Annotated in this window: 24 protein-coding genes; 16 read left to right on the forward strand and 8 right to left on the reverse strand. The window is 63.9% G+C overall.

Annotated features, from left to right (window positions below; translation table 11 throughout):
* Positions 1-138: 138 nt before the first annotated feature.
* From AC5ZGW_RS14645 to AC5ZGW_RS14655, 3 genes are all read left to right on the forward strand, one after another.
* Positions 139-720, forward strand: a complete 582-nt coding sequence (locus AC5ZGW_RS14645) for a glycosyltransferase (RefSeq protein ID WP_130225606.1) — start codon at positions 139-141, stop codon at positions 718-720.
* Positions 721-923: 203 nt separating this feature from the next.
* Positions 924-1847 carry a bifunctional helix-turn-helix transcriptional regulator/GNAT family N-acetyltransferase gene (locus tag AC5ZGW_RS14650; RefSeq protein WP_130225607.1) on the forward strand — a complete coding sequence of 308 codons (924 nt, stop codon included), beginning with the start codon at positions 924-926 and terminating at the stop codon, positions 1845-1847.
* 2 nt (positions 1848-1849) lie between these two features.
* Positions 1850-1996: an RSP_7527 family protein gene (locus AC5ZGW_RS14655; RefSeq protein ID WP_165435188.1), complete on the forward strand. Its 147-nt coding sequence runs from the start codon at positions 1850-1852 to the stop codon at positions 1994-1996.
* 152 nt (positions 1997-2148) lie between these two features.
* Here AC5ZGW_RS14655 and moaB read toward each other — a convergent pair whose 3' ends face one another.
* The 3 genes from moaB to AC5ZGW_RS14670 form a co-directional block, all read right to left on the reverse strand.
* Positions 2149-2712, reverse strand: a complete 564-nt coding sequence (gene moaB, locus AC5ZGW_RS14660) for a molybdenum cofactor biosynthesis protein B (RefSeq protein WP_130225608.1) — start codon at positions 2710-2712, stop codon at positions 2149-2151.
* A 19-nt stretch (positions 2713-2731) separates the two neighbouring features.
* Positions 2732-3658, reverse strand: coding sequence for a KPN_02809 family neutral zinc metallopeptidase (ypfJ, locus tag AC5ZGW_RS14665; protein ID WP_130225609.1), 927 nt, complete (start codon positions 3656-3658; stop codon positions 2732-2734).
* 66 nt (positions 3659-3724) lie between these two features.
* Positions 3725-3994: a hypothetical protein gene (locus AC5ZGW_RS14670; RefSeq protein ID WP_130225610.1), complete on the reverse strand. Its 270-nt coding sequence runs from the start codon at positions 3992-3994 to the stop codon at positions 3725-3727.
* Between the two features lie 66 nt (positions 3995-4060).
* Here AC5ZGW_RS14670 and AC5ZGW_RS14675 point away from each other — a divergent pair, with 66 nt between their 5' ends.
* From AC5ZGW_RS14675 to AC5ZGW_RS14685, 3 genes are all read left to right on the forward strand, one after another.
* Positions 4061-5194: a site-specific DNA-methyltransferase gene (locus AC5ZGW_RS14675; RefSeq protein WP_028166887.1), complete on the forward strand. Its 1134-nt coding sequence runs from the start codon at positions 4061-4063 to the stop codon at positions 5192-5194.
* A gap of 277 nt (positions 5195-5471) precedes the next feature.
* Positions 5472-5798 carry a hypothetical protein gene (locus tag AC5ZGW_RS14680; RefSeq protein WP_130225611.1) on the forward strand — a complete coding sequence of 109 codons (327 nt, stop codon included), beginning with the start codon at positions 5472-5474 and terminating at the stop codon, positions 5796-5798.
* 135 nt (positions 5799-5933) lie between these two features.
* Positions 5934-6620 carry a glutathione S-transferase family protein gene (locus AC5ZGW_RS14685; RefSeq protein WP_130225612.1) on the forward strand — a complete coding sequence of 229 codons (687 nt, stop codon included), beginning with the start codon at positions 5934-5936 and terminating at the stop codon, positions 6618-6620.
* A 100-nt stretch (positions 6621-6720) separates the two neighbouring features.
* Here the strand turns inward: AC5ZGW_RS14685 and AC5ZGW_RS14690 are convergent, their stop codons facing one another.
* Complete coding sequence (locus AC5ZGW_RS14690; RefSeq protein WP_130225613.1) at positions 6721-9789, reverse strand: VCBS domain-containing protein; 3069 nt, start codon at positions 9787-9789, stop codon at positions 6721-6723.
* A 444-nt stretch (positions 9790-10233) separates the two neighbouring features.
* On the opposite strand from AC5ZGW_RS14690, the gene AC5ZGW_RS14695 reads away from it, so the two are divergent.
* Positions 10234-10893, forward strand: a complete 660-nt coding sequence (locus AC5ZGW_RS14695; RefSeq protein WP_130225614.1) for a FecR family protein — start codon at positions 10234-10236, stop codon at positions 10891-10893.
* Positions 10894-11005: 112 nt separating this feature from the next.
* Complete coding sequence (locus AC5ZGW_RS14700) at positions 11006-11869, forward strand: tetratricopeptide repeat protein (RefSeq protein ID WP_130225620.1); 864 nt, start codon at positions 11006-11008, stop codon at positions 11867-11869.
* Positions 11870-11997: 128 nt separating this feature from the next.
* Here AC5ZGW_RS14700 and AC5ZGW_RS14705 read toward each other — a convergent pair whose 3' ends face one another.
* The gene (locus AC5ZGW_RS14705; protein ID WP_130225615.1) at positions 11998-12441 is read right to left on the reverse strand and encodes a nuclear transport factor 2 family protein; all 444 of its coding nucleotides are present in this window, start codon (positions 12439-12441) and stop codon (positions 11998-12000) included.
* A 94-nt stretch (positions 12442-12535) separates the two neighbouring features.
* Between AC5ZGW_RS14705 and AC5ZGW_RS14710 the strand changes: the two genes are divergently transcribed.
* Positions 12536-13450 carry a LysR family transcriptional regulator gene (locus tag AC5ZGW_RS14710; protein WP_130225616.1) on the forward strand — a complete coding sequence of 305 codons (915 nt, stop codon included), beginning with the start codon at positions 12536-12538 and terminating at the stop codon, positions 13448-13450.
* Positions 13451-14441: 991 nt separating this feature from the next.
* Here AC5ZGW_RS14710 and AC5ZGW_RS14715 read toward each other — a convergent pair.
* The 3 genes from AC5ZGW_RS14715 to mutY form a co-directional block, all read right to left on the reverse strand.
* Positions 14442-15059: a glutathione S-transferase family protein gene (locus AC5ZGW_RS14715; protein ID WP_130231711.1), complete on the reverse strand. Its 618-nt coding sequence runs from the start codon at positions 15057-15059 to the stop codon at positions 14442-14444.
* Positions 15060-15136: 77 nt separating this feature from the next.
* Complete coding sequence (locus tag AC5ZGW_RS14720) at positions 15137-15556, reverse strand: PaaI family thioesterase (protein ID WP_130231709.1); 420 nt, start codon at positions 15554-15556, stop codon at positions 15137-15139.
* Between the two features lie 60 nt (positions 15557-15616).
* The gene (gene mutY, locus AC5ZGW_RS14725; RefSeq protein ID WP_130231707.1) at positions 15617-16717 is read right to left on the reverse strand and encodes an A/G-specific adenine glycosylase; all 1101 of its coding nucleotides are present in this window, start codon (positions 16715-16717) and stop codon (positions 15617-15619) included.
* A 129-nt stretch (positions 16718-16846) separates the two neighbouring features.
* Here mutY and AC5ZGW_RS14730 point away from each other — a divergent pair, with 129 nt between their 5' ends.
* From AC5ZGW_RS14730 to AC5ZGW_RS14760, 7 genes are all read left to right on the forward strand, one after another.
* Positions 16847-17326 (forward strand): DUF721 domain-containing protein, encoded by a 480-nt coding sequence (locus AC5ZGW_RS14730; RefSeq protein WP_028167440.1) that lies wholly within the window; start codon positions 16847-16849, stop codon positions 17324-17326.
* A 119-nt stretch (positions 17327-17445) separates the two neighbouring features.
* The gene (locus tag AC5ZGW_RS14735; protein WP_130231715.1) at positions 17446-18102 is read left to right on the forward strand and encodes a DsbA family protein; all 657 of its coding nucleotides are present in this window, start codon (positions 17446-17448) and stop codon (positions 18100-18102) included.
* Between the two features lie 202 nt (positions 18103-18304).
* Positions 18305-21766: a chromosome segregation protein SMC gene (gene smc / locus AC5ZGW_RS14740; protein WP_496113928.1), complete on the forward strand. Its 3462-nt coding sequence runs from the start codon at positions 18305-18307 to the stop codon at positions 21764-21766.
* A 119-nt stretch (positions 21767-21885) separates the two neighbouring features.
* Positions 21886-22854, forward strand: a complete 969-nt coding sequence (locus AC5ZGW_RS14745) for a small ribosomal subunit Rsm22 family protein (RefSeq protein WP_130228197.1) — start codon at positions 21886-21888, stop codon at positions 22852-22854.
* 107 nt (positions 22855-22961) lie between these two features.
* Positions 22962-23522 carry a LemA family protein gene (locus AC5ZGW_RS14750; protein WP_028167444.1) on the forward strand — a complete coding sequence of 187 codons (561 nt, stop codon included), beginning with the start codon at positions 22962-22964 and terminating at the stop codon, positions 23520-23522.
* A gap of 149 nt (positions 23523-23671) precedes the next feature.
* On the forward strand, positions 23672-24889 hold the full coding sequence (locus AC5ZGW_RS14755) for a M48 family metallopeptidase (protein WP_130228196.1): 1218 nt from the start codon (positions 23672-23674) through the stop codon (positions 24887-24889).
* Positions 24890-25056: 167 nt separating this feature from the next.
* On the forward strand, positions 25057-25806 hold the full coding sequence (locus AC5ZGW_RS14760; protein WP_130228195.1) for a P-loop NTPase family protein: 750 nt from the start codon (positions 25057-25059) through the stop codon (positions 25804-25806).
* Positions 25807-25813 lie beyond the last annotated feature (7 nt).

The raw sequence follows: 25813 nt of genomic DNA on the forward strand, positions 1-25813 counted from the left end.
AACAAATCAAGAACACATTCGCGAAATTCCACAGAGGCGCTGCCGCAAAAAACTGCACCCTTACGGCTGTTTTGATTGTGACAAGGTGATAACAATTTTGAGCTTTCCACCTGTTTTGAGCCAACGAAGCCGCTGTTGATGCTGAGCGTGATTATTCCGACTGAAGGCGACGAGCGGACCGCGGTCGCGACTCTTGCGGCGCTGGTTCCGGGCGCCGCGGCCGGGGTCGTGAAAGAGGTACTGCTGGTCGATCGCGCCAAGGACGGCGCCAAGACCGACGTGATCGAGCGCGTCGCCGATGTCGCCGGCTGCCGCTTCATGGCCTTCGACGGCAGTCGCGCCGCAGCGCTGGCGGCCGGCGCCCGTCAGGCGCGCTCGCCCTGGCTGATGTTCCTGCATGCCGGCGCCGTACTCGACAGCGGCTGGATCGAGGAGACCGCCCAGTTCATCCAGGGCGTCGCGATGAGCGGCCGGCCGCGCGCCGGCATCTTCCGCTACGCCCGCTCGCCCTACGCCGACGCACGCCTGCGCGACAGCTTCAAGTTCGTCGCCCGCATGCTGACCGGCCCGACTGCCGAACAGGGCCTCCTGATCGCGCGCGATCACTATGAGCAGCTCGGCGGCTACCGCCCGGATGCCCCCCGCTCCGAGGCGCGACTATTGCGGCAGCTCGGCCGCTCCTCCCGCACCATGCTGCGCAGCCGGATCATCGTGGCGTAGTTCCTTACGCTTCCCTCGTCATTCCGGGATGCGCCAAAGGCGCAGGCCCGGAATCCATCGGGCCGCAAGCCAAGTGGGTAAATGGAATCTCTGATGTGCAATTGCACATCATAGCTCGCGCTTCGCGCGCCCCGGAATGACAGCGCCTGATACTTGCCAAAGTCAAATAATTATTTGACAATGGCAACTATTGAGGTGCCCCTATGTCAGAGCCGGATTCCGAAACCCAAATCGCCGCGGTGCGGGCGTTCAATCGCTTCTACACCCGCAAGCTCGGCGTCCTCGACCAGCATTTATTGAAAAGCCCGTTCTCGCTCAGCGAGGCGCGGGTGCTTTATGAGCTGGCCCATCGCGAGGAGACATCGGCAAAGGAGATCGGGACCGAGCTCGGGCTCGATCCCGGCTATCTCAGCCGCATCCTGCAGAAATTCGACGAGGACGGGCTTTTGACCCGACGCCCGCTCGCTTCCGACCGCCGGCAATACCAGCTCGGCCTCACCGCAAAGGGGCGGCAGACCTTTACCAGGATCAACCGCACCTCGCATGACGAGGTGGCGGCGATGCTGACACGGCTTCAGCCGGACGATCGCGTCCGCCTGACCGGAGCAATGGGCACGATCGAGCGGCTGCTTGGCGAGACCCAGCCGTCGCGCGCGGTGCTGCGCGATCCGCGGCCGGGCGATATGGGCTGGGTGGCGCAGAGCCATGGCGCGCTCTACGCCAGCGAATACGGCTTCGATTCATCCTTCGAGGCGCTGGTCGCCGAGATCGTCGCAAAATTCCTGACCTCGTTCGACGCCTCGCGCGAACGCTGCTGGATCGCCGATCTCGAAGGTGCGCCGGTCGGCTCGGTGTTCCTGGTCAGGCATTCCGACGACGTCGCCAAGCTCAGGCTGCTCTTGATCGACCCGGCCGGGCGCGGCCAGGGGCTCGGCAAGCGGCTGGTTGGCGAATGCATCAGCTTCGCCAGGGCCTGCGGCTACCGCAAGATCACGCTCTGGACCCAGAGCATCCTGATCGCCGCGCGAAAAATCTATCAGGACGCGGGCTTCGCGCTGGTGAAAAGCGAGCCGCACCGCAGCTTTGGGCAGGACCTCGTCGGCGAAACCTGGGAGCGGGCGCTGTGAAGTTGACGCGCCGCGATCCCGCGCGGCGCATCACGCCGGAGCTGCTTGCCTTCTATATCAAGCGAGCGCACGCGCTTCGTGCCGAGGCTTATCGCGATATGATGCGCGCGTCGTGGGATTGGCTGATGAAGGTCATTCACAAGCGTTGATGTTGCCACCAGCGTCATTCCGGGGCGCGCGTCAGCGCGAACCCGGAATCCATTTTGCCGCCTGCGCAACCGGCCCAATGGATTCTCTGATGTGCAATTGCACATCATAGCTCGCGACTTCGTCGCGCCCCGGAATGACGGCCGTGGTGAACCTAAACAGTTGCGCCTTGCGCCTTCGGCCGGCGCAAATGCTCATCCAGCCGCGGCATGATCTCGACGAAATTGCAGGGGCGCGTGCGGTAGTCGAGCTGCGCCGCCAGAATCCCGTCCCAGCCGTCGCGGCAGGCGCCGGGCGAGCCGGGCAGGCAGAAGATGTAGGTCGCGCCCGCAACGCCTGCGGTGGCGCGGCTCTGGATCGTCGAGACGCCGATCTTGGCGTGGCTCAGCATGTGGAAGGCGATCGAGAAACCGTCCATCCGTTTCTCGAACAGCGGCTCGATCGCTTCCGGCGTCACATCCCGGCCGGTGAAGCCGGTGCCGCCAGTGGTGATGATCGCATCGACGCCGGCGTCAGCGATCCAGCGCGCCACGACCGTGCGGATCGCCTCGACGTCGTCGGTGACGATCTCGCGCGCCGCAAGCTTGTGGCCGGCGGCCGTGATGCGATCGGCCAGAGTCGTTCCGGACTTGTCGTCGGCGAGCGTCCTTGAGTCGGAAATCGTCAGCACCGCGATGTTGAGCGGAATGAACGGCTTTGTTTCATCTGTGGAGGCCATGACAATCGCTATCCAAATCTCACAGCGCCCCTTGGCCAAAGGTGTTGCAGGCCGACACCGTGCCTTGCTGGTAGCCGGTCATGAACCATTGCCGCCGCTGCTGCGCCGAGCCGTGGGTGAAGGAGTCCGGCACCACCCTGCCCGTCGCCTGGCGCTGCAGCGTATCGTCGCCGATCGCGGTTGCCGTCTTGAGCGCCGCGTCGATGTCGCCGGCTTCGAGGAAGCCCGGCCGCTTCTTCTCCTCGCGGTTGACCCAGACGCCGGAGAGGCAGTCGGCCTGCAGCTCGACCTTCACCTGCAGCGCATTGGCCTCGGCCTTGCTGTCGGCCGCCTGTTGCAGCCGCGTCACGCGTGGGATGATGCCGAGCAGGTTCTGCACGTGATGGCCCGCCTCATGGGCGATGATATAGGCCGCGGTGAACTGGCAGGCGCTGCCCGAGCAGCCACGGAACCGCGTCTCGACCTCGCGGAAGAAGGCGGTGTCGAGATAGATGGTCTTATCCGGCGGGCAGTAGAACGGCCCCATCGCCGACTGCGCCATGCCGCAGCGGCCGCCATTGGTGGCGTTGCGGAACAAGACGATCTTCGGACCGGTGAAGGTCTGGCCATTGGCCTGGAAGATCTCGGTCCAGCGATCGTCGATCTCGCCCAGGATGCCGGAGATCATGCTCCCCATTTCGTCGGTCGGCGCGCCGGTCTTGCCGGACGCGGTCCGGCGATCGGTCTGGTAGGTCGGCGCCTGTCCGCCGCCGGTCAGGATTTCGGCGCCGCCGATCAGGATGCGCGGGTCGATGCCGAAGGCGTAGCCGAGCAGGCCGAGCACGATGATGGTGCCGATGCCGAGCCCGCCGCCGCCCATGGGGATGCCGAAGCCGCCGCCTCCGCCGCCACCCTGGTCGCGACGATCCTCGATATCGTCGCTGCGACGGAAATCATCGTAACGCATGGCGGTTTTCCCTTAAGTCCTAACCTGTGTAAACGCGGAACAGACGTAAAATTTCCGTTCCGTTAATCAATAGCCTGCCCGGCAATTATTGCCTAGTGCGACGGCGCGCCATCCGCGCATGGCTGATGCGGCCAACGTCTTCACGAATCGCATGAGCTTGCCTGCAACGAACTCGATTTCCGATTCTTCCGATCCCGCCGTCGCTGGCGCAATTCGCATAACGCATGCTGCGAGGCAGCACTCGATTTCAAAATCCGAAAACGCCGCGCGATCGAAATGAGCAGAACTTGTCGCGTGCCATTTTCGATTAAGTCGTTTTTTACTTTGGCGGGTCATGGTGGCGCCAGTCGGTTGTTTAGTCCCGCGTCGCCGACAGCGTCGCCTGAGTCAGAGTTATGAGTCATGGTTGAGTCGCGTCGCGGGGCGTCTGCAAGGGCGCCCCGCACTAAATTTGAATCCACGTCTCCGAGTCGAATCGTCATAGGCGATTGCGTCGCCGAGATGTCGAAGCTCGCAGCCGGTTCTGTCGACGTCGTGTTCGCAGACCCACCCTACAATCTGCAGCTCAAGGGCGACCTCAAACGCCCCGACGAATCCCATGTCGATGCCGTCAATGACGACTGGGACAAGTTCTCCTCCTTTGCCGCCTATGACGACTTCACGCGCGCCTGGCTGCTCGCCGCCCGCCGCGTCATGAAGCCGTCGGCCACGATCTGGGTGATCGGCTCCTATCACAATATCTTCCGCGTCGGCGCCATCATGCAGGACCTCGGCTTCTGGCTCCTGAACGATATCGTCTGGCGCAAGTCGAACCCGATGCCGAATTTCCGCGGCCGCCGCTTCACCAATGCGCACGAGACCATGATCTGGGCCGCGCGTGACGAGAAGGCCAAGGGCTATACCTTCAATTACGAAGTGCTGAAGGCAGCGAACGAGGACGTGCAAGCGCGTTCCGACTGGCTGATCCCGCTCTGCACCGGCGAAGAGCGCCTCAAGGGCAAGGACGGCAAGAAGGTGCATCCGACCCAGAAGCCCGAACAGCTTCTCGCGCGCGTGCTGCTCTCCTCCTCGAAGCCCGGCGACCTCGTGCTCGATCCCTTCAACGGCACCGGCACCACCGGCGCCGTGGCAAAACGTCTCGGCCGCCGCTATCTCGGCATCGAGCGCGACGCCGCCTATGCCGCCGCCGCCGAAGCGCGCATCGCCGCCATTGAGCCGCTGCCGCAGGAAACGCTCGCGCCGTTCATGACTGCGCGCGAGGCGCCGCGCGTCGCCTTCTCCGAACTGATCGAGCGCGGCATGATCATGCCGGGCGCGAAACTCGTCGACGCCAAGAAGCGGGTCGGTGCCCTCGTGCGCGCCGACGGCGCCATCATGCTAGGGGACAAGGTCGGCTCGATCCACCGCATCGGCGCGGTCGCCCAAGGCTCGGGTGCCTGCAACGGCTGGACCTTCTGGCACGTCGAGACCAAGAACGGCCTCAGGCTGATCGACGAACTGCGCGCCGAAATCCGCTCCGGGATGGCCGTGGGCTGAGCCTCCTCAATATCCTCCGTCATTCCGGGGCTCGCGAAGCGAGAACCCGGAATCCATTTCACCACCTGCGCCTGAGGCACAATGGATTCCGGGCCTGCACCTGACGGCGCATCCCGGAATGACGAAAGAAGTCCTGTTCACTTCTTTGCTTCCGGGCCAACAAGCTAAGCTGCACAGCAAGCCACGATGACGCCGTGTTGAACGCTCTTGCCTTGATTCGGCGCGAACAAAGCGCCTAGAGTCCGGCTATCGGTCGCTGTTTCGATTGGATTGCCCGATGCGCAGACAATCCGAGACGTTGCTGCTTGTGCCGCTGTTGCCGATATTCTTTGTCGGCATGTTCCCGATATTGCTTTTTGGCCTGCTCGGCTTTTTCGGCCTCGGCATCTTCGGCGTCCTTCTCGTCTCCGTCGGACTGACAAGCGCATTGGAGGCGCATGGCCAGTTCACCGAGGACATCATTACGCACGGCTATGGGCGCAGCGCCGAGCGTGCCGCTCACGCCACCGATCTGCAAACCGCGACGCGCTTCGCCGCGCTGCTGGACGCAGCAGGGATTGCGCTGATCGTCGCCAGCGCGGTTGGCTTTATGTACTTCGGCTGATCGCCAAGCCGCCCGAGGCGCTTTCACAAATTCATCGCTTGCGCGCTCCGCCCGATGTGGCGCATGAGTGCGGCCCGCGGCCCATGCGGCTAGCGTCCCGATTTGGTCGGCAACAAAACAAACGGAGCCTTTGAGATGCTCAAATTCTACTTCAACGGAGCACCGAACCCGAACAAGGTCGCACTGTTCCTGGAAGAGTCCGGCCTCGCCTTCGAGGCAATACCGGTCGACACCCGCAAGGGCGAGCAGTTCAAGCCGGAATTTTTGAGGGTCAACCCGAACGCCAAGGTGCCGGCGATCGACGATGACGGCGTGTTCGTGTTCGATTCCAACGCGATCCTGCTCTACCTCGCCGAGAAAACCGGAAAATTCCTGCCCGCCAATACGCCGGCGAGCCGCGCGCAGATGCTGTCCTGGCTGATGTTCATCGCCACCGGCCTCGGCCCCTATTCGGGTCAGGCGGTGCATTTCAAGACGGTGGCGCCAAAGGAGCTGGAATACGCACATAACCGCTACCAGTACGAGGCGAACCGCCACTACAAGATTCTTGACGACCACCTCGCCAAGAGCCGCTACATGGTCGGCGACACCTACACCATCGTCGACATGGCGCTCTGGGGCTGGGCGCGGCTGGGGTCGTTCGTGCTCGGCGAGGAAGCTTACGCCAAGTACCCGAACGTCAAGCGCCTGGTCGACGAGATCTCCGCGCGGCCGGCGGCCACCCGCGCGATCGCATTGAAGGACAAGTTCACCTTCAAGGCCGAGCTGGACGAGGAAGCGAAGAACTTCATGTTCGGCCACCTCAAAAACAAGGTGGCTTAACCGCCCTTCCGGCGTGCCGGCGTAAGCCGGCGCGCGAGGTCGGCCAGGTGGACAGGCGTGCGGGAGCAAGGAAACCGCGCGCCGTGCCCACCTAATTCCGTCAGATCATCAGATCGAGCATCCCGTGGGTGACCGCGGCGCTCCCGACAAGCTCGGAAGCCGGGCCATAATGATCGGCCGTGTGTTGTCCATGCAGCAACGCCTCGATTGCTTGTGCTGCCTCTGGCCCGTGAATTGCTGCAGCGTCTCCGGGATGACTGCTCGATGCCGGGCCGTGGCCCACATTTCCGAGGTCGAAGCCCTTCGAAGCTCCAGGATCGTAGCTCGTCTCCTTGAAGTGGAACGAATCTGCAAGGGGGCCGCCATGCTTGGCGAAGGCAGCCCCATTCGCATTCAGGCTCGCGGCCGTTGGCCCCTTCGCCTCCGATGCTTTCGCGACTCCCGAGGGCCCGCTGGTTGAGCCGCCATCGATTGCATCGCCATGAGTCGCGGCGGCATTAGAAGAGCCGCCGTTCGTCGGCAGCTCCTTGTCGTTTTGGTCATTCAATGCAACCGTGGAACTCAGTGCAGCCTCGATCTTCCCCGTGGCCAAATGGTCGAAATCCCTGGGGTCTGCATCACTGGCGCCCTTGATGGTGATCGTCACGACCTGCGTGGTGCCATCTATGGTCTTCACCGTGAAGGTGTCGGTCAGGTGGTCGCAGGCGTCGAGCGCCCGCACCGTGCAGTTGCTATTGTCGAGCGTGTAGGTCCACACGCCGGCCGCCGTCATCGTGAAAGTGCCATAGCCGCCATCGCTCTTCATCGGCGAGCACACCGCGGTGAAGGTATTCGCCGGATTATCAACGTCGGTATCGGTAAGCGTACCGGTCGCGGTTGGCGTGCCGGGGGTATCGCAGCCAGCTTCGATCACCGTGCCGGTCGTCGTGCCCGAAACCACGGCCGCGTCGTTGGTGCCGTGGATGGTAATCGTCACCACCTGCGCGGTGCCGTCGATGCTGGTCACCGTGAAGCTGTCGGTCAGGTGGTCGCACACGTTGAGCGCCTGCACCGCGCCGTTGGCGTTGTCGAGCGTGTAGGTCCACACGCCGGCCGCCGTCATCGTGAAGGTGCCGTAGCCGCCATGACTTGCCGTCGGCGAACTGACCGCCGTGAAAAGATCGGGCGGATTGTCGACGTCGGTGGCGACGAGCGCGCCGGTCGCGGTCGGCACGCCCGGCTTGGCATTGGCGACGCCCCCGGCCTCGATCACGCAGCCGGTGGTGGCGCCGGAAATGACGGCCGCGTCGTTGGTGCCGTTGATGGTGATCGTCACCACTTGCGCGGTGCCGTCCGCGGTGGTCACCGTGAAGGTGTCGGTCAGGTGGTCGCCGACATTGAGCGCCTGCACCGCGTGGTTGGCGTCGTTGAGCGTATAGGTCCAGACACCGGCCGCGGTCATCGTGAAAGTGCCATAGCCGTCATGACTTGCCGTCGGCGAAGTGACCGCCGTGAAGGTGTTGGGCGCATTGTCGACATCGCTATCGGTGAGCGTGCCGGTCGTGGTCAGCTTGCCCGGCGCCTCGATCACCGAGCCGGCCGTCGCGCCGGAGATGATGGCCGCGTCGTTGGTGCCGTTGATGGTGATCGTCACCACCTGAGGGGTGCCATCCACGGTGGTCACGATGAAGGTGTCGGTCAGATGGTCGCCAACATTGAGCGCCTGCACCGCGTGGTTGGCCTCGTTGACCGTGTAGGTCCACACGCCGGCCGCCGTCACCGTGAAGGTGCCGTAGCCGCCGGCGCTCGCCTTCGAGCTGACCACCGTGAAGGTATTCGGCGGATTGTCGACGTCAACGTCGGTAAGCGTGCCGGTTGCGGCAGGCATACCGGACCCAGCGCTGCCCGCCTCGATCACCGCGCCGGTCGTGGAGCCCGAAATGATGGCCGCGTCGTTGACGCCATCGATGGCGATCGTGAAGACCTGATTGGACGAGAGTGTGCCGTCTGACACCGTGATAATGAAGCTCGCGGTCGTCGGCGCGGTCAGCGCATTGATCGCGCCGCTGTCCGGAACGAAGCTGTAGGCGCCGGTCGCGCTGTTGAGGTAGAGCCTGCCATAGGGACCGGCGCTCGATACATCGTATGTCACCCCTCCCAGCACCGTGCTGCCGGCGATTCCGCCACTGATGCCGAAGGTCAGGGCAGCACCGTTGGAGCTGCTGGCAACGAAAGCTCCGCTCGTTGCGGAGAAGTGGTCAAACACCGATGTATCGATTTCCGTCGGTCCCGCCGCGAGGGTGAACACCGGCGGCGAACGCAGGACAAACAGATCAGGAACTACCGTCGACGATGGCAGCGGCGGGAGCGAATTATGGATCTGGAGAATGTCGGTCTGAATAAAATTGATCGGCTGCACCGGCAGCACATTGATCGTCGAGGGAGGCGTGCTCGACCCGGGCGCCACCTGTTCCTTCGCGAAATTGGCAAGCACGTCCTGCTGGGCGGCATGCAACTCCTCCATGCGAGTCGCACTATTCGCGGTCTGGTTGACGCTGACCGAGGACCCTCTCCTGCTCAGGGTGGTCGTCTCTCCGGGATCCTCGACAATGATGTGTCGCGGGATCGGCTCTTTGGTCACGAGCTCGAATACGCCATGCTCGAGATCCTTGTATGCGATGCTGTCGTCATCGAGATATGTGACGTCCGGCTCTGCGGCATGGACTTCTTTCATAACGGCGAAGGCCAGCGCCGCGAGCGTCAACGTGCCGATCCCGCCAGCATGACCGCGGCCCCGAATGCTTCCAACAGGCGTATCAACCGTGAGGCAACCGGTCGTTGCCACCCGTCCGGCAACGAAAGCGAAAGTGCCTCTGGTCACGCCAAACAGGGCCGAATGCAAGGTGCCATCGGCATCACAGATCAATTCGTTCAACACCAGACGGGTGCCGGGAGAGAGGTTGAACACAGTGCCGTCGATAAAGCGAAGTCCGACCTGCGCGTCGTCCGCCGTCTCGATCACGTCCCCCTGATAGACGGGATCGCCAGCCGTGAGTTGAACGGCGGTGCCGGTCGCACGGCTGAGGGTGCAGCAACCGATCGCGATCTGAACATGGCCTATGATCTGGCGAAGCTGGGCGACAATGGCGTTGCGGTCGCCCCCGGACTCGACGCAAGACGCAACGAACATGGCTTCGACCTCGCCTGCTGAGTACTTTCAGGCCCAGCGTGGTGCCGCACTTTTCTTGCTCTGGCTTTGCCTACGCCATCAAGTCAAAACAATCCTGGCGTCGGCAACCCTAGGCTAGCCCGCCGCAACATCCTGATCCAAATTTAATCAAACCTATCCGTAACATCCGACCCATTCAATGCATGAATTAAATCTTCCGGTGCAGGAATTAAATCACTTTTCCCGGGAGCGCGTCGTTTTCCTGCTCTGGCGGGCTGCCCCTCAAGATGAAACCTTTTGGTAGCATTGAACCGGCTCGGGGCCTAGTATGACGAAAATTTAAATGAGGTGGCCAGCCATGGCCGCCCTGACACCGTACCTACTGCATGGATTGTAGCGACCTGGCTGACCATTGAAGTCAGCGGACTGTCACGCGGCAAAAAGGATCTTCTCAGGAAGGGGATCATGCGCACGCATACGATTATCGCGTCGGTGGCGAGTTTGGCTCTGGCGTTGGCCAGCCTTTTGGTTGATGCGGCCCATGCGCAGACCAATCCTCCCGCGCCCGCCGTTCAGGATCTCGCGTCAGCAAAACCCATCGGAACAGTTGTAACCACGACCGGCTCGGTAACGATCGAGCATGCGGGTGCGATGGTCATTCAGGCAAATGTCGCCGGCCAGATCGTCCAGACGAAGGTGGGTGATATCGTTTACCTCGGCGATGTGGTCCGGACCGGAGCCGATGGCCGGGTCGGTATCAACTTTGCCGACGGCAGTTCGTTCAAACTATCGAGCAACGCCCGCATGGCGTTGGACGAATTCGTGTACGACCCGAATGGGAAATCCAACTCGACCTTGTTCAATCTGACCAACGGAACACTTACGTTTGTCGCCGGCAATATCGCGAAGTCCGGCGACATGAAGGTCGATACCCCCGTCGCAACGATGGGTATTCGGGGCACGACTCCACATGTCGAAATTTCGGATGACGGGACAGTCAAGTTTTCAACCCTTATCGAAGAGGGCAAGAACAAGCTTACGAAAAAGTCCGGCCCATCTGCAGCGCAGCAGTCCGAACAGAAAGCCAATCGCAAGTCCAATCTGAATATCTGCCGAGGGTGCTAGACCGATTTATTCCGAAGTCAGTCTCGGCGCAGGGCCCCAGCAAAACGTGACGCCTTTCCGCGGAAAACTGATGACCGCGGATTCCTCAATTTCCAAAATCAGGAAGTCTGATATGGACGCCAGCACGAGGGGAGGCATCGTTGACGGCGTCGCATGCATGCTCATCCTGCTGCTGCTCGGCTCACCCGCGGCGGCGCAGGAGGATGCGAAGAAGAGCAACTATCTGACCGACATTGCGTTGTGCAACGGCACGGATCACGCCTCGCTTGAAGCCCGTGTCAATGGCTGCACGGCGCTCATCGCTTCCGGTCACGGCAAGACAGCTGCCTTGGCAATCGCCTACAACAATCGTGGCAACGCTTATGCGGCAAAGGGAGACTACGACCGCGCCATCCAGGATTTCGATCAATCGATCCAGCTCAATCCAACCTACGTCAAGGCCTTCAACAATCGCGGCGCGGCTTATTTGAAGAAAGGCGAATACGATCTCGCCATCAAAGCTCTCGATGGCGCGATCCAGCTCAATCCCAGCTACGGCAGCGCTTTCGCCAACCGTGCCAGAGCCTACCTGAAAAAGCACGAATACGATCGCGCGGCGCGGGACTATGACGAGGCAATTCGTCTCGAACCCGATTTGGAAGCCGTGTGGAGCGGACGCTGTTGGACGCAGGCCATCCTCGGCGCACTGGAGGCGGCACTGGAGGACTGCAACAAGGCGCTTCAATTAGCGTCGAACAACGCCGCGACATATGACTCACGCGGGCTGATCTACCTCAAAATGGGCAAATTCGACGCGGCTATCGATGATTACAGCTCCGCGCTGCAACTCGATCCGAAGCTGGCGAGCGCACTCTATGGGCGCGGGCTGGCCAGGCTGAAGACCGGCGACAAAGCGGGCAGCAACGCCGATATCGCATCGGCAAAGACGATCCAGGTCAAGATCGGCAGCGACTTCACGCGCTATGGTGTGCGGTAGGCACCAGCGACGGTTAGCATCGTAGGGTGGTCAAAGGCGCACCGCGCCGTGCCCTGCCACCCCAACCAATTGCTTCCGTCATTCCGGGGCTCGCGAAGCGAGAACCCGGAATGACGGCGGAGGAAGCCTCAACGCACGGCACGAACCTGCGGCGCCGGAAACTGCCCCAACGCCTTCTCGGTCAACACCGAATCGCAATATTCCCTGATCTCCTTGATCTTGCCGTCCTCGAGCCGGAACACCAGGCAATAGTCATTGTCGTAGCGAACGCCGTCCTTGGTGACGTTGTCGCCCTTGGCTTCGACCACGACATGGTCGCCGTCGGCGATGAAGCGGTGGGCGACGGTGCGCGCCCGTTCCGCCAATAGCGAACGGACGTGGCCGTGCAGATCGTTGAGGATCGATTGCTTGCCGCTGAAGGTGCGCGACCAGGAATACTGTCCGGTCACCGTCCATGTCGCATCCTCGGCAAGGCTCGCGGCGAACAGCGCGCGGTCGCGCGCCGCGGGATCGGGATTTCCGGCGGCGGCAAAGATCCGCTGCATCAATTTCTTGTTATCGGCTGCGCTCATGGCGGCTTCTCCGGTGGCTGACTGAATACGCCTCCTTGTGCCGCGATAGAGATCATTCTTCAAATCGATAGCCGATATGATATCTATTCGTCGGATGAATTTGAATTCGCTCGACCTCAATCTCCTGATCGCGCTCGACGCGCTGCTGCGGGACGCCAGTGTCAGCCGCGCTGCGATGCGGCTTCGTCTGTCGCAGCCGGCCGCAAGCCACGCGCTGCAGCGCCTGCGCGACCTGATCGGCGATCCACTCCTGGTGCGGAGCGGCGCGCGGATGGAGCTGACGCCGCGGGCGCAGGCGTTGCGCGCGCCCCTGGCGCAGGCGCTGGACCAGGTGCGCGCGCTGTTCGTTCCCGACGCGTTCGACGCCATCAGCAGCGATCGGCATTTCCGGCTGATGATGCCGGACCTTGCGGTCGAACTATTGATGCCGCCGTTGATGGAGAAGATCACGCGCGTTGCGCCGCATGTGACGATCGACGTGGTGCCGTGGCGGGGGCCCGCGATCTTCACCGCCGAGTTCGCCCGCACCATCGATCTCGTGATCTCGATCGGCGACGCCTTCAAGGGCTTTCACCGCCAGCGCCTCTATGTCGACAGCGACGCACTCGCGGTGCGCCGCGGCCATCCGGTCGGCGCGAGATTGAAGAAGCGCGAAGCGTTCCTCTCAGCAAGGCATGTCGCCGTCGTGATCCGCGGCCAGAACGAGGACCTGATCGATAGCTGGCTGCGCTCCAAAGGCATCGAGCGGCGCATCGCGCTCGTGGTGCCAGGCTACATCGAGGCACTGCATGTCACAGCCCGCACCGACCTCGTCGCCTTCGTGCCGCGCCGCCTGATCGCAGCGCTCGCCCGGCAATTGTCATTGCTGGCCGTGACGCCGCCGCTCGATCCCGGCATGGACGAACAATACATGTTCTATCCCACCCGCGCCCAGATGGACCCCGGCTCGATCTGGCTCCGCCAATTGATGCTGGAGACGGGACGGGAGTTGGACAGGCGAAAAATGTAGGTCCGCATTGGGGAACGCAGCGAGTCACCCCGCCCTCCGTCATTCCGGGGCGCGCCCCTTGGCGCGAGCCCGGAATCCATTGGGCCGCAGGCGGAGGAGGAGAAATGGATTCCGGGCTCGCGCTTCGCGCGCCCCGGAATGACGAGTGCAGTGGCGCGATTTTCCTTAATCCAATCAACGTGATTTGCCTCGTCCAGCCCTCGCGCGAAAAACATTCCGCTTCCGCCGTCGGGCAAATCAATGATTTAACTCCGCGCGTCTTATCCGAATGAGGGGCGGCTCGCGATCGTCACGAACGTTGCGGTGAGATGCGGTGGACGCGATGCGTGCGACTGACGAGCGCACACATCACGGACGGCGAAGTCGTGTGGTCCTGGCGCCCCGACGCCGGCGCTAAGTTTTGTGGATCAAGCATCCGCAGAGTGACGGTGGCAAAAAAGCCCGGTCACCGGGGAGAGCACGAAGGAAGCCGTAAACCATCGCGCAGGGAAAGCCGGAATGCTTCGGTTGAACCTGTGGTCCTACCCCCGTGCTTTTTGTTGCACGGGACCCATGGGTGCAACCGGCACCCGGCTTTCCCTGCGCCCTCTGATATCGAGGAGGACGGAAAGTAGCGCAAAGCTCGGACGCAACGCGCCGCGAGAACGCGACCTCACATCCTCACTGCTGTTTGACATTTGAATCAGCACTCACCCCCGTCGTCCCGGGCTTGCGCGCCGCGGCGAAGCCCCTTGGCGTAGCCGGGAAGCCGGGACACATAACCGCAGGCCTTTGTATTGTGCTCCGCTGCAACCGCTTGCTCGCCCCACAACAACTCCCTGTGGTTATGGGTCCCCGCCTTCGCGGGGACGACACCGGTGCGAGGTTCACTGGAATCGTAGGATGGGTGGAGCGGAGCGAAACCCATCATTCGCGCGGCTTGCTCCGTCGCGATGGGTTTCGCTGCGCTCTACCCATCCTACGACAAAGCCTCGCCACTCTTACAAACCGCTCACGCCTCCGCGTCCAGCACCTTCTTCACCGCGGGCCGCGCGGCCATGCGGCTCCGGTGATCGACCACTTTCGGCAATGCCGCCAGATCGACGCCGTCGCCCTCCAGCCACTGCGCCATCGTGAAGAGATAGATGTCGCAGATCGTGAAGGTTTCGCCCATCACCCACGGGCCTTTCAGCATGTCGCGTTCGACCAGCGCGAAACTGGCGCCGACCGTTTTCGGGATCATGCGCTTCATGTCGGCAAAGGAGGATTCGTCCGCAGCCCAGCGATAACCGCGCATCTTGTGGGCATGCGCGACATGCAGCGTCGAGCAGAGATAGCTGTTGAACGCCTGCACTTGCGCGAACGCAAAGGCGTCCTCGAGCGGCGCCAGTTTCGCCTGCGGAAAACTCTGCGCGATAAAAGCGAGCAGGGCGGGTGTCTCGGTGAGGACGCCATGATCGGTGACCAGCGCCGGCACCCGTCCCTTCGGGTTGACCTTGAGATATTCCGGGCTGTTCTGCTGGTTGGTCTTGAAGTCGATCCGTTCGATCGTATAGGGCGCACCGGACTCTTCGAGCGCGATGTGCGAGGCGAGCGCGCAGGTGCCGGGGGTGTAATAGAGCTTGAGCATGTGTCATCCCTCATTCAGAGGGATGCGAAGTTAACGGCGCGCTCTTGCCCCGTCCATCCCCGCGCCGACTGGCTGGCTCAGCGAACGGCCTTTGCCGCCTCCACGAGGCGCGCGCTGGTCGACGCCGTCGCGAGCACGACGCCGTCTTCGGCCATCAGCCTGCCCTCCACGAAGGCGACGGTCTTGCCGAGCTGGGTGACCCTGGCCTCGCCGATGATCGGTCCCGGCTTCGCCGGCGCCAGGAAATTCACCGTCATCGTGATGGTTGCAGTGTAGAGCTTGCCATCGGTCATGACGAACACCGCCGGGCCCATCGTGTCGTCGAGCATCGCCGACAACATGCCGCCCTGGATAAAGCCGGCCGGGTTGCAAAACTCCAGCTTGCCCTCGAAGCCGATCCGGATCCAGCCTTCGTCCGGGCGCGCATCGAGCAGGTGCCAGCCAAGCAGCTTCGAGCAGGGCGGCGTGGCAAGTCGGTCAAGCGCGGTCGCGATCATGGGAGCCTCCGTTGGTGCTCCTCCCTAACGCAAGGCTACTGCCAGCATGCTGTCAGCAACTCACGTGCCGAGCCCATGCGCGACGACCTTGCGCATCACGTTCGGGAACGCTTCGTCCGCGAGGGTGGCGACCGGGACCCAGCGCATCCCCTCTGGCGCCCGCGTGCGCGGCGGAACGGTTGCGGTATAGACCGCAAGCTCGAGTGGAAAATGCGTGAAGGCGTGAGTGACGACGCCGGCCTTGCGGTGCCAGCGCGTCACGCCCTTCAGAGATGGCGCCTGCTCGAGTGAAGCCGCGTCGTCCTGTCCGGCCAGCCATTCGGAGGTCGGCACTTCCGTCATGCCACCGAGCAGGCCTTTCTCGGGGCGGGTGCGGACCAGGAGCTCATCACCGCGGGTGACGACAAAGGCCGCGCCAGAGCGCAGCAAGCCGGTCTTCTTCGGTGTCTTGCGCGGAAAGCTCTCCTGGTCGCCGCGGGCGCGCGCTGCGCAATCGTCGTTGAGCGGGCACAGCGCGCAGGCCGGCTTCTTCGGCGTGCAGATCGAGGAGCCCAGATCCATCAGCGCTTGTGCACTGTCGCCGGCGCGAGAAGGACCGAGCAGCGTGCTCGCCAATTGCTGGATCAGCGGCTTGGCCTGCGGCAACGCCTCCTCGACCGCGAACAGCCGCGATACCACGCGCTCGATATTGCCGTCGACCGGCATGGTGCGGCGGTCGAAGGCGATCGCAGCGATTGCGGCGGCCGTGTACGGCCCGATCCCCGGTAGCGTGCGAAGCCCCTCCTCATCATCGGGAAAGATGCCGCCATGATCGCGCAGCACCGCCACCGCGCAGGCGTGCAGGTTGCGCGCCCGGGAATAGTAGCCGAGCCCGGCCCACATCCGTAGCACATCGTCCAGCGAGGCGCGCGCCAGCGAACCGACATCCGGCCAGCGCGAGACGAATTTCTCGAAGTACGGCCCGACCGCCTTGACCGTCGTCTGCTGCAACATGATCTCCGACAGCCACACCCGGTACGGATCGGCCCGCTCACCGGCAGGCGCGCGCCACGGCAGCCGGCGGCGATGCCGGTCATACCAGGCCAGCAGCAGGGCGGGACGTGCGGCGACCGCGTCAGGCGGTTGTCGTGATTTTGTCGTGGTGGCTGCGCGAGACCTCATGCGATGACTTTAATGTTGGCGCCCGAATCTCTCCACGTCATGCCCGGGCTTGGCCCGGCCATCCACGCCTTTCTTCGTACCGGAATCGGGGTGGTTCCTGGGGTCAATCCCAAAGTGCTATAAGGACCCATGTCAAAACCCGGCCCGATCAGCGCAAAGCCGCTCTCTATCCTGCTCAACGACGTCTTCTCCGACGCCTATGCCAAGCAGGGATTCGCCGCGCGCGAGCTGGTAACGCGGTGGGCGGAGATCGCGGGGACCGAGATCGCGCGGTATTCGGAGCCGATGAAGATGCAATGGCCGCGGCCGGTGGAGGGGCAGCCGCAGGAGCCGGCAACATTGGTGCTCCGGGTCGAGGGGCCGATGGCGCTGGAGATCCAGCATTCCTCCGACCGCATTCTGGAGCGGGTCAACCGCTTCTTCGGCTGGCACGCGGTCGGCCGGCTGGCGCTGCGGCAGGCGCCTCTGTCCCGGCGGGAGCGCCCGGTGCGGCCGCGGCCGCCGGACCCCAAGGCGGTGGCGGCGGTCGAAAAGACCCTGTCCGCCGTGGAGGACGAGGCGCTGCGTGCCGCACTGGCGCGATTGGGGGCCTCGATCAAGCGAAATTGAGACTTTTTTGCGTGGCGGGCCTTGGAGCGCAGCATTGCCACAATCACCATTTCAAGCTAGCGAAAGCTCGCTTTTTTAGACCTCTTTTAGGCGTGCATGCGCCAATCCGGGAGCCGACCTTGATCATCACGCGCCGCGCCTTTACCGCCGCTCTGTCACTGACTGGTCTTGCCGCCCTGATCGGTCTCTCGCCGCTGCGCCTGATTTCGGAGGCGATGGCGCAGACCGCCGCCGATGTCGCCAAGCCGCAATCACTACCGGACATGGCGCTCGGCCCGCAGAACGCCCCGGTGACAATCACTGAATACGCCTCGATGACCTGCCCGCACTGCGCGAACTTCAACGACACGGTATTCCCGAAGATCAAGTCGGAATTCATCGACACCGGCAAGATCCGCTACGTGTTCCGCGAATTCCCGCTCGACATCAAGGCCGCCGCCGGTTCGATGCTGGCGCGCTGCATCGCCAAGGATGACGCGCCGAAATATTTCGCAGTCATCGACCTGTTGTTCCGCCAGCAGAACGACTGGGTGATGAAGAACACCACGGAGACGCTGACGCGAATCGGCAAGCAGGCGGGCCTCAGCCAGCAGCAGGTCGAGGATTGCCTGAAGGACCAGGCGCTGCTCGACAAGATCGCCGCTGACCAGAAATACGCCAACGACGTGCTGAAGGTGAATTCGACCCCGACCTTCTTCATCAACGGCGAGATGCTGAAGGGCGAGACCTCGTTCGATGAATTCAGCAAGCGCATCAATTCATTGTTGAAAAGCTGATTCGTCCACAGCTATTCGCAACATCAGATAAACCAAGCAAAAGCCTTGGGAAAAGCCCGAGGCGGCGGTTGCCGGTGCGCTCCGGCCTCGCCATTGTCGCGGCCACAGCCGCAGCGAGCGGTCCGCCTGCATTACCGACATTGCCTTTCATGGTACTGTCACGGCTGGGAGATTCGCGCCCGGCCAACAGAGATTTGTGTTCATGAAGCTCACGCGCCTACGCCTCCACGGTTTCAAATCGTTCGTTGAACCCACTGACTTCATGATCGAGCCGGGCCTGACCGGCGTGGTCGGACCGAACGGCTGCGGCAAGTCCAACCTGGTGGAAGCGCTGCGGTGGGCGATGGGCGAAACCTCGCACAAGTCACTGCGCGCCGCCGACATGGACGCGGTGATCTTCGCCGGTTCCGGCAATCGCCCGGCGCGCAACCACGCCGAAGTCGTGATGACGATCGACAATTCCGATCGCACGGCGCCGGCCGCGGTCAATGACAGCCAGCTCCTGGAAATCTCCCGCCGCATCGAGCGCGAGGCGGGTTCCGCCTATCGCATCAACGGACGTGACGTGCGCGCGCGCGACGTGCAGCTCCTGTTCGCCGATGCCGCGACTGGCGCGCGGTCGCCGGCACTGGTGCACCAAGGCAAGGTCGGCGAGATCATCCAGGCCAAGCCGGAACAGCGCCGCCGCATCCTCGAAGATGCCGCCGGCGTCGCCGGCCTGCATGCCCGCCGCCATGAAGCGGAACTGCGGTTGAAGGCAGCCGAGACCAACCTCACCCGCGTCGAGGACGTGATCGGCCAGCTCACCGGCCAGATGGACGGGCTGAAGAAGCAGGCGCGGCAGGCAATCCGCTACCGCGAGGTCGCCGCGAAGGTCCGCAAGTCCGAGGCGATGCTGTTCCACCTGCGCTGGATCGAGGCTCACGCTGACGTCAACGATGCCGCGCAGACGCATGATCTCGCCGTTCGCGAGGCGGCCGAGCGCACCTGCGAGCAGGCGGAATCCGCGCGCATCCAGGCAATCCGCGCGGCCGAACTGCCGGCGCTACGCGAGGCGGAAGCCCGCGCCGCCGCGGGCCTGCAGCGGCTCAACAATGCGCGCGAGATGCTCGATCGCGAGGAGGAGCGTGCCAAGGAACGCGTTTCCGAACTCGACCGGCGCCTGGCGCAGTTCGTTGCCGACATCGCGCGCGAGCAACAACAGACGGCAGACGCCGACGTCGCGCTGCAGCGGCTCGACACCGAGGACGCCGAGCTGAAGGAAGAGATCAAGTCTCGGGTCGAGCAGCGCTCCGGCGTCGACGAGCGCGTCGCGGAAGCGGAAGCCATGCTTGCCGAAACCGAGCGCCGGTTCGCCGAGCTGACCACGGAGCTTGCCGACCTCACCGCCAAGCGCAACCAGCTCGAAGCCGGCGTGCGCACCCATCGCGACCGGCTCGCCCGGCTCGACCATGAGATCGCAAGCGTCCAGGCCGAGGAGGAGCGCCTCGCGCAGGAAACCGGCTCGCTGGGCGATATCGATGTGCTCGCCGCCGCGGTCGAGACCGCGCAGCAGACGCTGGCCGAGGCCGAAGCCACCGTGCAGGCGAGCGAAACCGGTCACGTGGTCGCGCGGCAGACGCTCGAAGCTTCGCGCAGCCCGCTGACCGAAGCAGAGAAGCGCGTGCAGCGGCTCGAGACCGAGGCGCGCACCATCTCCAAGATCCTCAATGGCGAGACCAAGAATCTGTGGCCACCGATCATCGACGGCATCACGGTCGCCAAGGGTTATGAGAAGGCGATCGGCGCCGCGCTCGGCGACGATCTCGATGCTCCCGTCGATCCCTCGGCACCGATGCGCTGGACCAATGTCCCCGCTAGCGAGGACCCGGCGCTGCCCGAAGGCGTCGATTGCCTTGCCAATCATGTGCAGGCACCGCCGGAACTGGCGCGCCGCCTCGCCCAGATCGGCGTCGTGGCAAAGGAGCGCGGCGCGGAGCTGGTGTCGCAATTGAAGACCGGCCAGCGGCTGGTGTCGCTCGAGGGCGACGTCTGGCGCTGGGACGGTTTTGTCACCGCCGCTCACGCGCCGACCGGCGCGGCGCGGCGCCTCGCCGAGCGTGCCCGCCTCGTCGACATCGAGCATGAACTCGAGCAGGCGCGCAACGAGGTGATCACCAAGCGGCAGGCGCTGGAGAATGCGGAAGCCGAATTGCGCGCCGCCTCCGCCGCCGAGACCGCCTCGCGCGAGGCGGTGCGTGCCGCGCGTCGCGAGGGCGATGCCGCGCGCGAGCGCCATGCCGCAGCCGAGCGCGAGATCAACCGCCACGCCGCGCGCAAATCCGCGCTGACGGAAGCGCACAACCGCCTCGCCGCCGACCGTGCCGAAGCCGAGGCCGCGCACGAGAATGCCGATGCGGCGCTCGCCGAATTACCGCCGAGCATCGAGGCTGAAAGCCAACTTGGCGCGGTCCGCAGCGAGATCGAGAACCGGCGCCGCGTGGCCGCCCAGGTGCGCGCCGAAGCGCAGGCGCTGGCTCGTGAAGCCGAGCTCGCCGACCGCCGCGTGCAGGCGATCCTCGCCGAGCGCAGCGAGTGGCAGAACCGCAAAGCAAGCGGCGCCTCGCAGATCGGAACGATTGAGGCCCGCATCACCGAGCTGACCGCAGAGCGCGAGGAGCTCGTCAATGCGCCGGAGGTGTTTGCGGAGAAGCGCAGCGCGCTGATCAGCGAGATCGAGTACGCCGAGAACGATCGCCGCGGCGCCGCCGACGCGCTCGCCGCTGCCGAGACCGCGATGGCGGAGACCGACCGCACCGCCAAGGCCTCGCTGGAAGCGCTGTCGAGCGCCCGCGAGGCGACCGCCCGCGCCGAGGAGCGGATGGAAGGAACTCGGCGTCGGCTCGCCGATATCGAGCGCGAGGTCCATGACATGCTCGAGGTTGAGCCGCAGGCGTTGGCCGGCCTCGCCGAGATCGAGCCGGGCGCCGAACTGCCGCCGGTCGGCCAGATCGAGGAAGAGCTCGAAAAGATGCGCCGCGATCGCGAACGCCTCGGCGCCGTCAATCTGCGCGCCGAGGAAGAGCTACGCGAGGTGGAGACCCAGCACACCGGGCTCACCACCGAGCGCGACGACTTGGTCGAAGCGATCAAGCGCCTGCGCCAGGGCATCCAGAGCCTCAACCGCGAAGCACGCGAGCGGCTTCTCACCTCGTTCGAGACCGTCAACAGCCACTTCAAGCGCTTGTTCGTCGAGCTGTTCGGCGGCGGCGAGGCCGCGCTGCACCTGATCGAGAGCGACGATCCGCTCGAGGCCGGTCTCGAGATCATCGCAAAGCCCCCTGGCAAGAAGCCGCAGTCGCTGTCGCTGCTCTCGGGCGGCGAGCAGGCGCTGACCGCGCTGGCGCTGATCTTCGCGGTGTTCCTGACCAACCCTTCGCCGATCTGCGTGCTGGACGAGGTCGACGCGCCGCTCGACGACCACAACGTGGAGCGCTGCTGCAACCTGTTGCACGAGATGACGGCCTCGACCGAGACGCGCTTCATCGTCATCACGCACAACCCGATCACCATGGCGCGCATGAACCGGCTGTTCGGCGTCACCATGGCCGAGCGCGGCGTGTCGCAACTGGTCTCGGTCGACCTCGAAGGCGCAGTCGGCATCCTGGATCAGCACGTGGCGTGAGCGGAGCGTCAGCTTCGTCATTGCGAGGAGCGACAGCGACGAAGCAATCCATCTCTCCGCAAGCGGCGCCATGGATTGCTTCGCTTCGCTCGCAATGACGGAGGGATGGTGCGCTAGAAATGATCTCGCCCGACCTTCCCGCCGAACTGAAAGCGGCACTCGACGCGAGGCTGCAGGGGGTTTCGCGCAATGAGGCAGCAAGTCGCGCCGCCGCGATCTCGCGGACCTACCGCGACGGCGGCGGCTCGGGCACGATCAAATCAGAGACCGATGCGCTCGCCTATGCGCTGGCGCGGATGCCCGCGACCTACGCGGCCGTCGCCGCCAGCCTGAATGCGCTCGTCGAAATCAGGCCGGATTTCGCGCCGACGTCGCTGCTCGATATCGGCGCCGGGCCGGCTACGGCGAGCTGGGCGGCGGCGCAAGCCTTCTCGTCGCTGCAACGCTTCGCCCTGCTCGATGCCAACGCCAGCTTGCGCGCACTGGCGCTTGGGCTCGCCGGCACGCGGCTGCGCGACGCGCGCTATGAGTTGGGGCCGGCGCGGAAGCTGCTCGCCGACGCCGAACCGGCGGATATTGTCGTCGCGAGCTACATGGTCGGCGAGATCGATGAGACCGAGCGAGCCGCGCTCGCACGCCTGATGTGGGAAAAGGCGGGCGAGGCGCTTGTGATCGTCGAACCTGGCACGCCCGCGGGCTATGCGCGGATCATCGCGCTGCGGGCGGAACTGATCGCGGCCGGCGCACATGTCGCAGCGCCCTGCCCGCACGACGAACAATGCCCGCTTCAGGCGCCAGACTGGTGCCATTTCAGCCAGCGGCTCTCCCGCTCGCGCGCGCACATGCAGGTAAAGGGCGCCGAGGTGCCGTTCGAGGACGAGCGGTTTGCCTATGTCGCGCTGACGCGGACACCCAGCGCGAACCGCCCGTCCCGCGTACTGGCGCAACCCGTAGTCGGCAAAGCGGAAGTGACTGCAAAGCTCTGCACACCGGCCGGCCTCTCGTTTGCAAAGATCCCCCGCCGCGCCAAGGCCGACTATGCCCACGCCCGGCGCTGGCGATGGGGCGATGCCGTGCCGAACGCTTGAACTAATTCCCTGCCCGATCCGACCAAAGCATGCCTGTCGCTGGGCAGGCTGACGCGTGCCACGATTTTCGTCTAGGCTCTGCGCGCAATCCCATCAGGAGTTTTTCCATGTCGACCGGCTGGATCGTTCTCGGCGTCATCGTCGTCCTCGTGCTGTTTGCGTTTGCCGCCTACAACCGTTTGGTGGCGCTGAGCCAGCGCGTCAACCAAGCCTTCGCCGACATCGACGTCCAGCTCAAGCAGCGCCACGACCTGGTGCCGAATCTGGTCGAGACCGTAAAGGGCTATGCGTCGCACGAGCGCGGCACGCTGGATGATGTGATCAAGGCGCGCAACTCCGCGATCTCAGCGCAGGGACCGGCGCAGGTCTCCGCCGCCGAGAACCAGCTAAGCGGCGCCCTCGGCCGCCTGATCGCGCTGTCGGAAGCCTATCCGGACCTGAAGGCCAACGCCAATTTCCAGCAGCTCGCAAGCGAGCTCTCCGACCTCGAGAACAAGATCGCGGCCAGCCGCCGCTTCTTCAACAACGCGGTCCAGGAGTACAACACCGGCATCCAGCAGATGCCGGCCGCTTTGTTCGCCGGCATGTTCGGCTTCACCCGCAAGGATTTCTTCGACCTAGGCGCCAGCCGCGCCGAAGTCGAGACCGCGCCGAGCGTGAAGTTCTAGGCGAGATGACACTACATCTTCTCCGTCATTCCGGGATGCGCCGCAAGGCGCAGGCCCGGAATCCATTTCACCGCATCGCCTGCGGCACGATGGATTCCGGGCTCGCGCTTCGCGCGCCCCGGAATGACGGTGGTTAGCGGACGTCCAGCATGGCCGCCTACGGTCTCTACACCCATATCGCGTCGAACAAGTTTCGTTCGATGCTTCTGCTCGCCGGGCTGTTCGTCCTGATCTACGTGCTGGTCTATGCCGGCGCGCTGGTCGCGGAGGTCATGATCGACGGCGGCCGCTCAGTCGACGATTACCTGACGCGGGCGCTGCACGACCTGATCTCGGCTTCCCCTTATGCCACGATCGGCGCGGCGCTGTGGATCGCGATCGCGTATTTCTTCCACCAGAACATGATCGACGCCGTCACCGGCGGCCAGAGCGTGACGCGGCAGCAAGAGCCGCGGCTCTATAATCTCCTGGAAAATCTCTGCATCTCGCGCGGCATCCCGATGCCGAAGCTGAAGATCATGAACAGCCCCGCGCTGAACGCCTTCGCGAGCGGGCTGAACCGGCGCCAATATTCCGTCACGGTCACCACGGGGCTGTTGCAGGCGTTGAACGACCAGGAGATCGAGGCCGTGCTCGGCCACGAACTCACCCACATCCGCAACGGCGACGTGCAGTTGATGGTGATCGCGGTCATCATCGCCGGCGCGGTCGGCTTCTTCGGCGAACTGTTCTTCCGGATGTTCACCAACCTGTCCTGGAATTCAACCGGCGGCGGCTGGTCGTCTTCTTCGTCTTCGTCATCCTCGTCCTCGTCGTCTTCATCCGACCGCAAGGGCTCCGGTGGCGGCGCCATCATCGTGATCATCATCGCCATTGTCCTGATCGTGGCGGCGTGGCTGTTGTCGCAGGTCGTCAAGCTGGCGCTGTCGCGATCGCGCGAGTATCTGGCGGATGCCGGGTCGGTGGAACTGACCAAGAACCCCGATGCGATGATCTCGGCCCTGCGCAAGATCGAAAATCGCGGCGAGTTGCCGGGTGCGACTTCGGCGGTGATGGAACTATGCGTGGACAATCCGCGGGAGGGCTTCGCCGACCTGTTTGCGACCCATCCGTCGGTACAATCGCGGGTGGACGCATTGGTGAAGTTCGCCGGCGGCCATGATCCCGGGCCGACCGCCCTGCCGGACGATCCCGCAGCTAGTCCCGAAGAAGGTGCACAGGAACCGTCGGCACAAGGCGAACTTCCGCCTCCCGCTCCGCGCGGCCCTTCGCGCGGCCCCTGGGACGACGCAGCCGAGCCGGCCGGCCACTCGCAGCAACAGCCTGGTCAGGGTCCGCTTCAGGGGCCTTGGGGCCGACATTTTTGATTGTGGCCTAACGCCCTTCAACTCATTAAGAAAATTCCTACCAAACGCGTCACTTGGCATTCAAGGAATTGAATTCTCCCTTGTTTCTGCCATGTTCGCGCCCAAAGCAGGAATGGGGACTTGCCGATCGCGCCCTCGCGGTCGGGGGCGTGTCTTAAGGGATTTCCATGGCAAAGCCAGTCGTGATTGTGGTGGGCGCGGACAAGGGTGGGGTCGGCAAGACGACCGTATCTCGGACGCTTCTGGATTATTTCAACGCGAACAACGTCGGGACTCGGGCCTTCGACACCGAATCCCCGCGGGGAACGCTGAAGCGCTTCCATCCTGAGATCACCGAGATCGTCGATATGACGACGACCGCGGACCAGATGAAGATCTTCGACACGCTTAACGCCGGCTCCATGGTCACCGTGATCGACGTCCGCGCCGGCCTGCTATCGCCGGCGCTGGCCTCGCTCCGCGACATCGGCTTCCTGGATGCGGCCCGGTCCGGCCAGATCACCTTCGCGGTGTTCCATATCCTCGGCCCCTCGATCGCCTCGCTGGACGAGATCGCCGAGACCGCCAATTTCATGAACGGCGCGAAATACTTCCTGGTGAAGAACTTCATCAACGACACCCAGTTCTTCCAGTGGGACCAGTCGACCTACAATTCCTATTTCCACCGCATCAAGGATGCCACCGACCTGACCATCCCGAAGCTGAACGAGATGGCCTATGAGCAGGTCGAGGTCGCTTCCGTCCCGTTCCTCAAATTCGTCGCCAACAAGGGCCCGCACGACGAAGCCGCGAACTATTCGTTCGTGCTCCGCGGCTATGTCCGGCACTGGCTCGCCAATGTCTGGAGCGAGTTCGACCGCATCAAGCTGACCGATCTGGTCGGTGCCAAGTCGGTGACGCGCGGCGGCGAAAAATAGTCGCGCC

The sequence above is a fragment of the Bradyrhizobium sp. Crot121 genome (assembly GCF_059512385.1).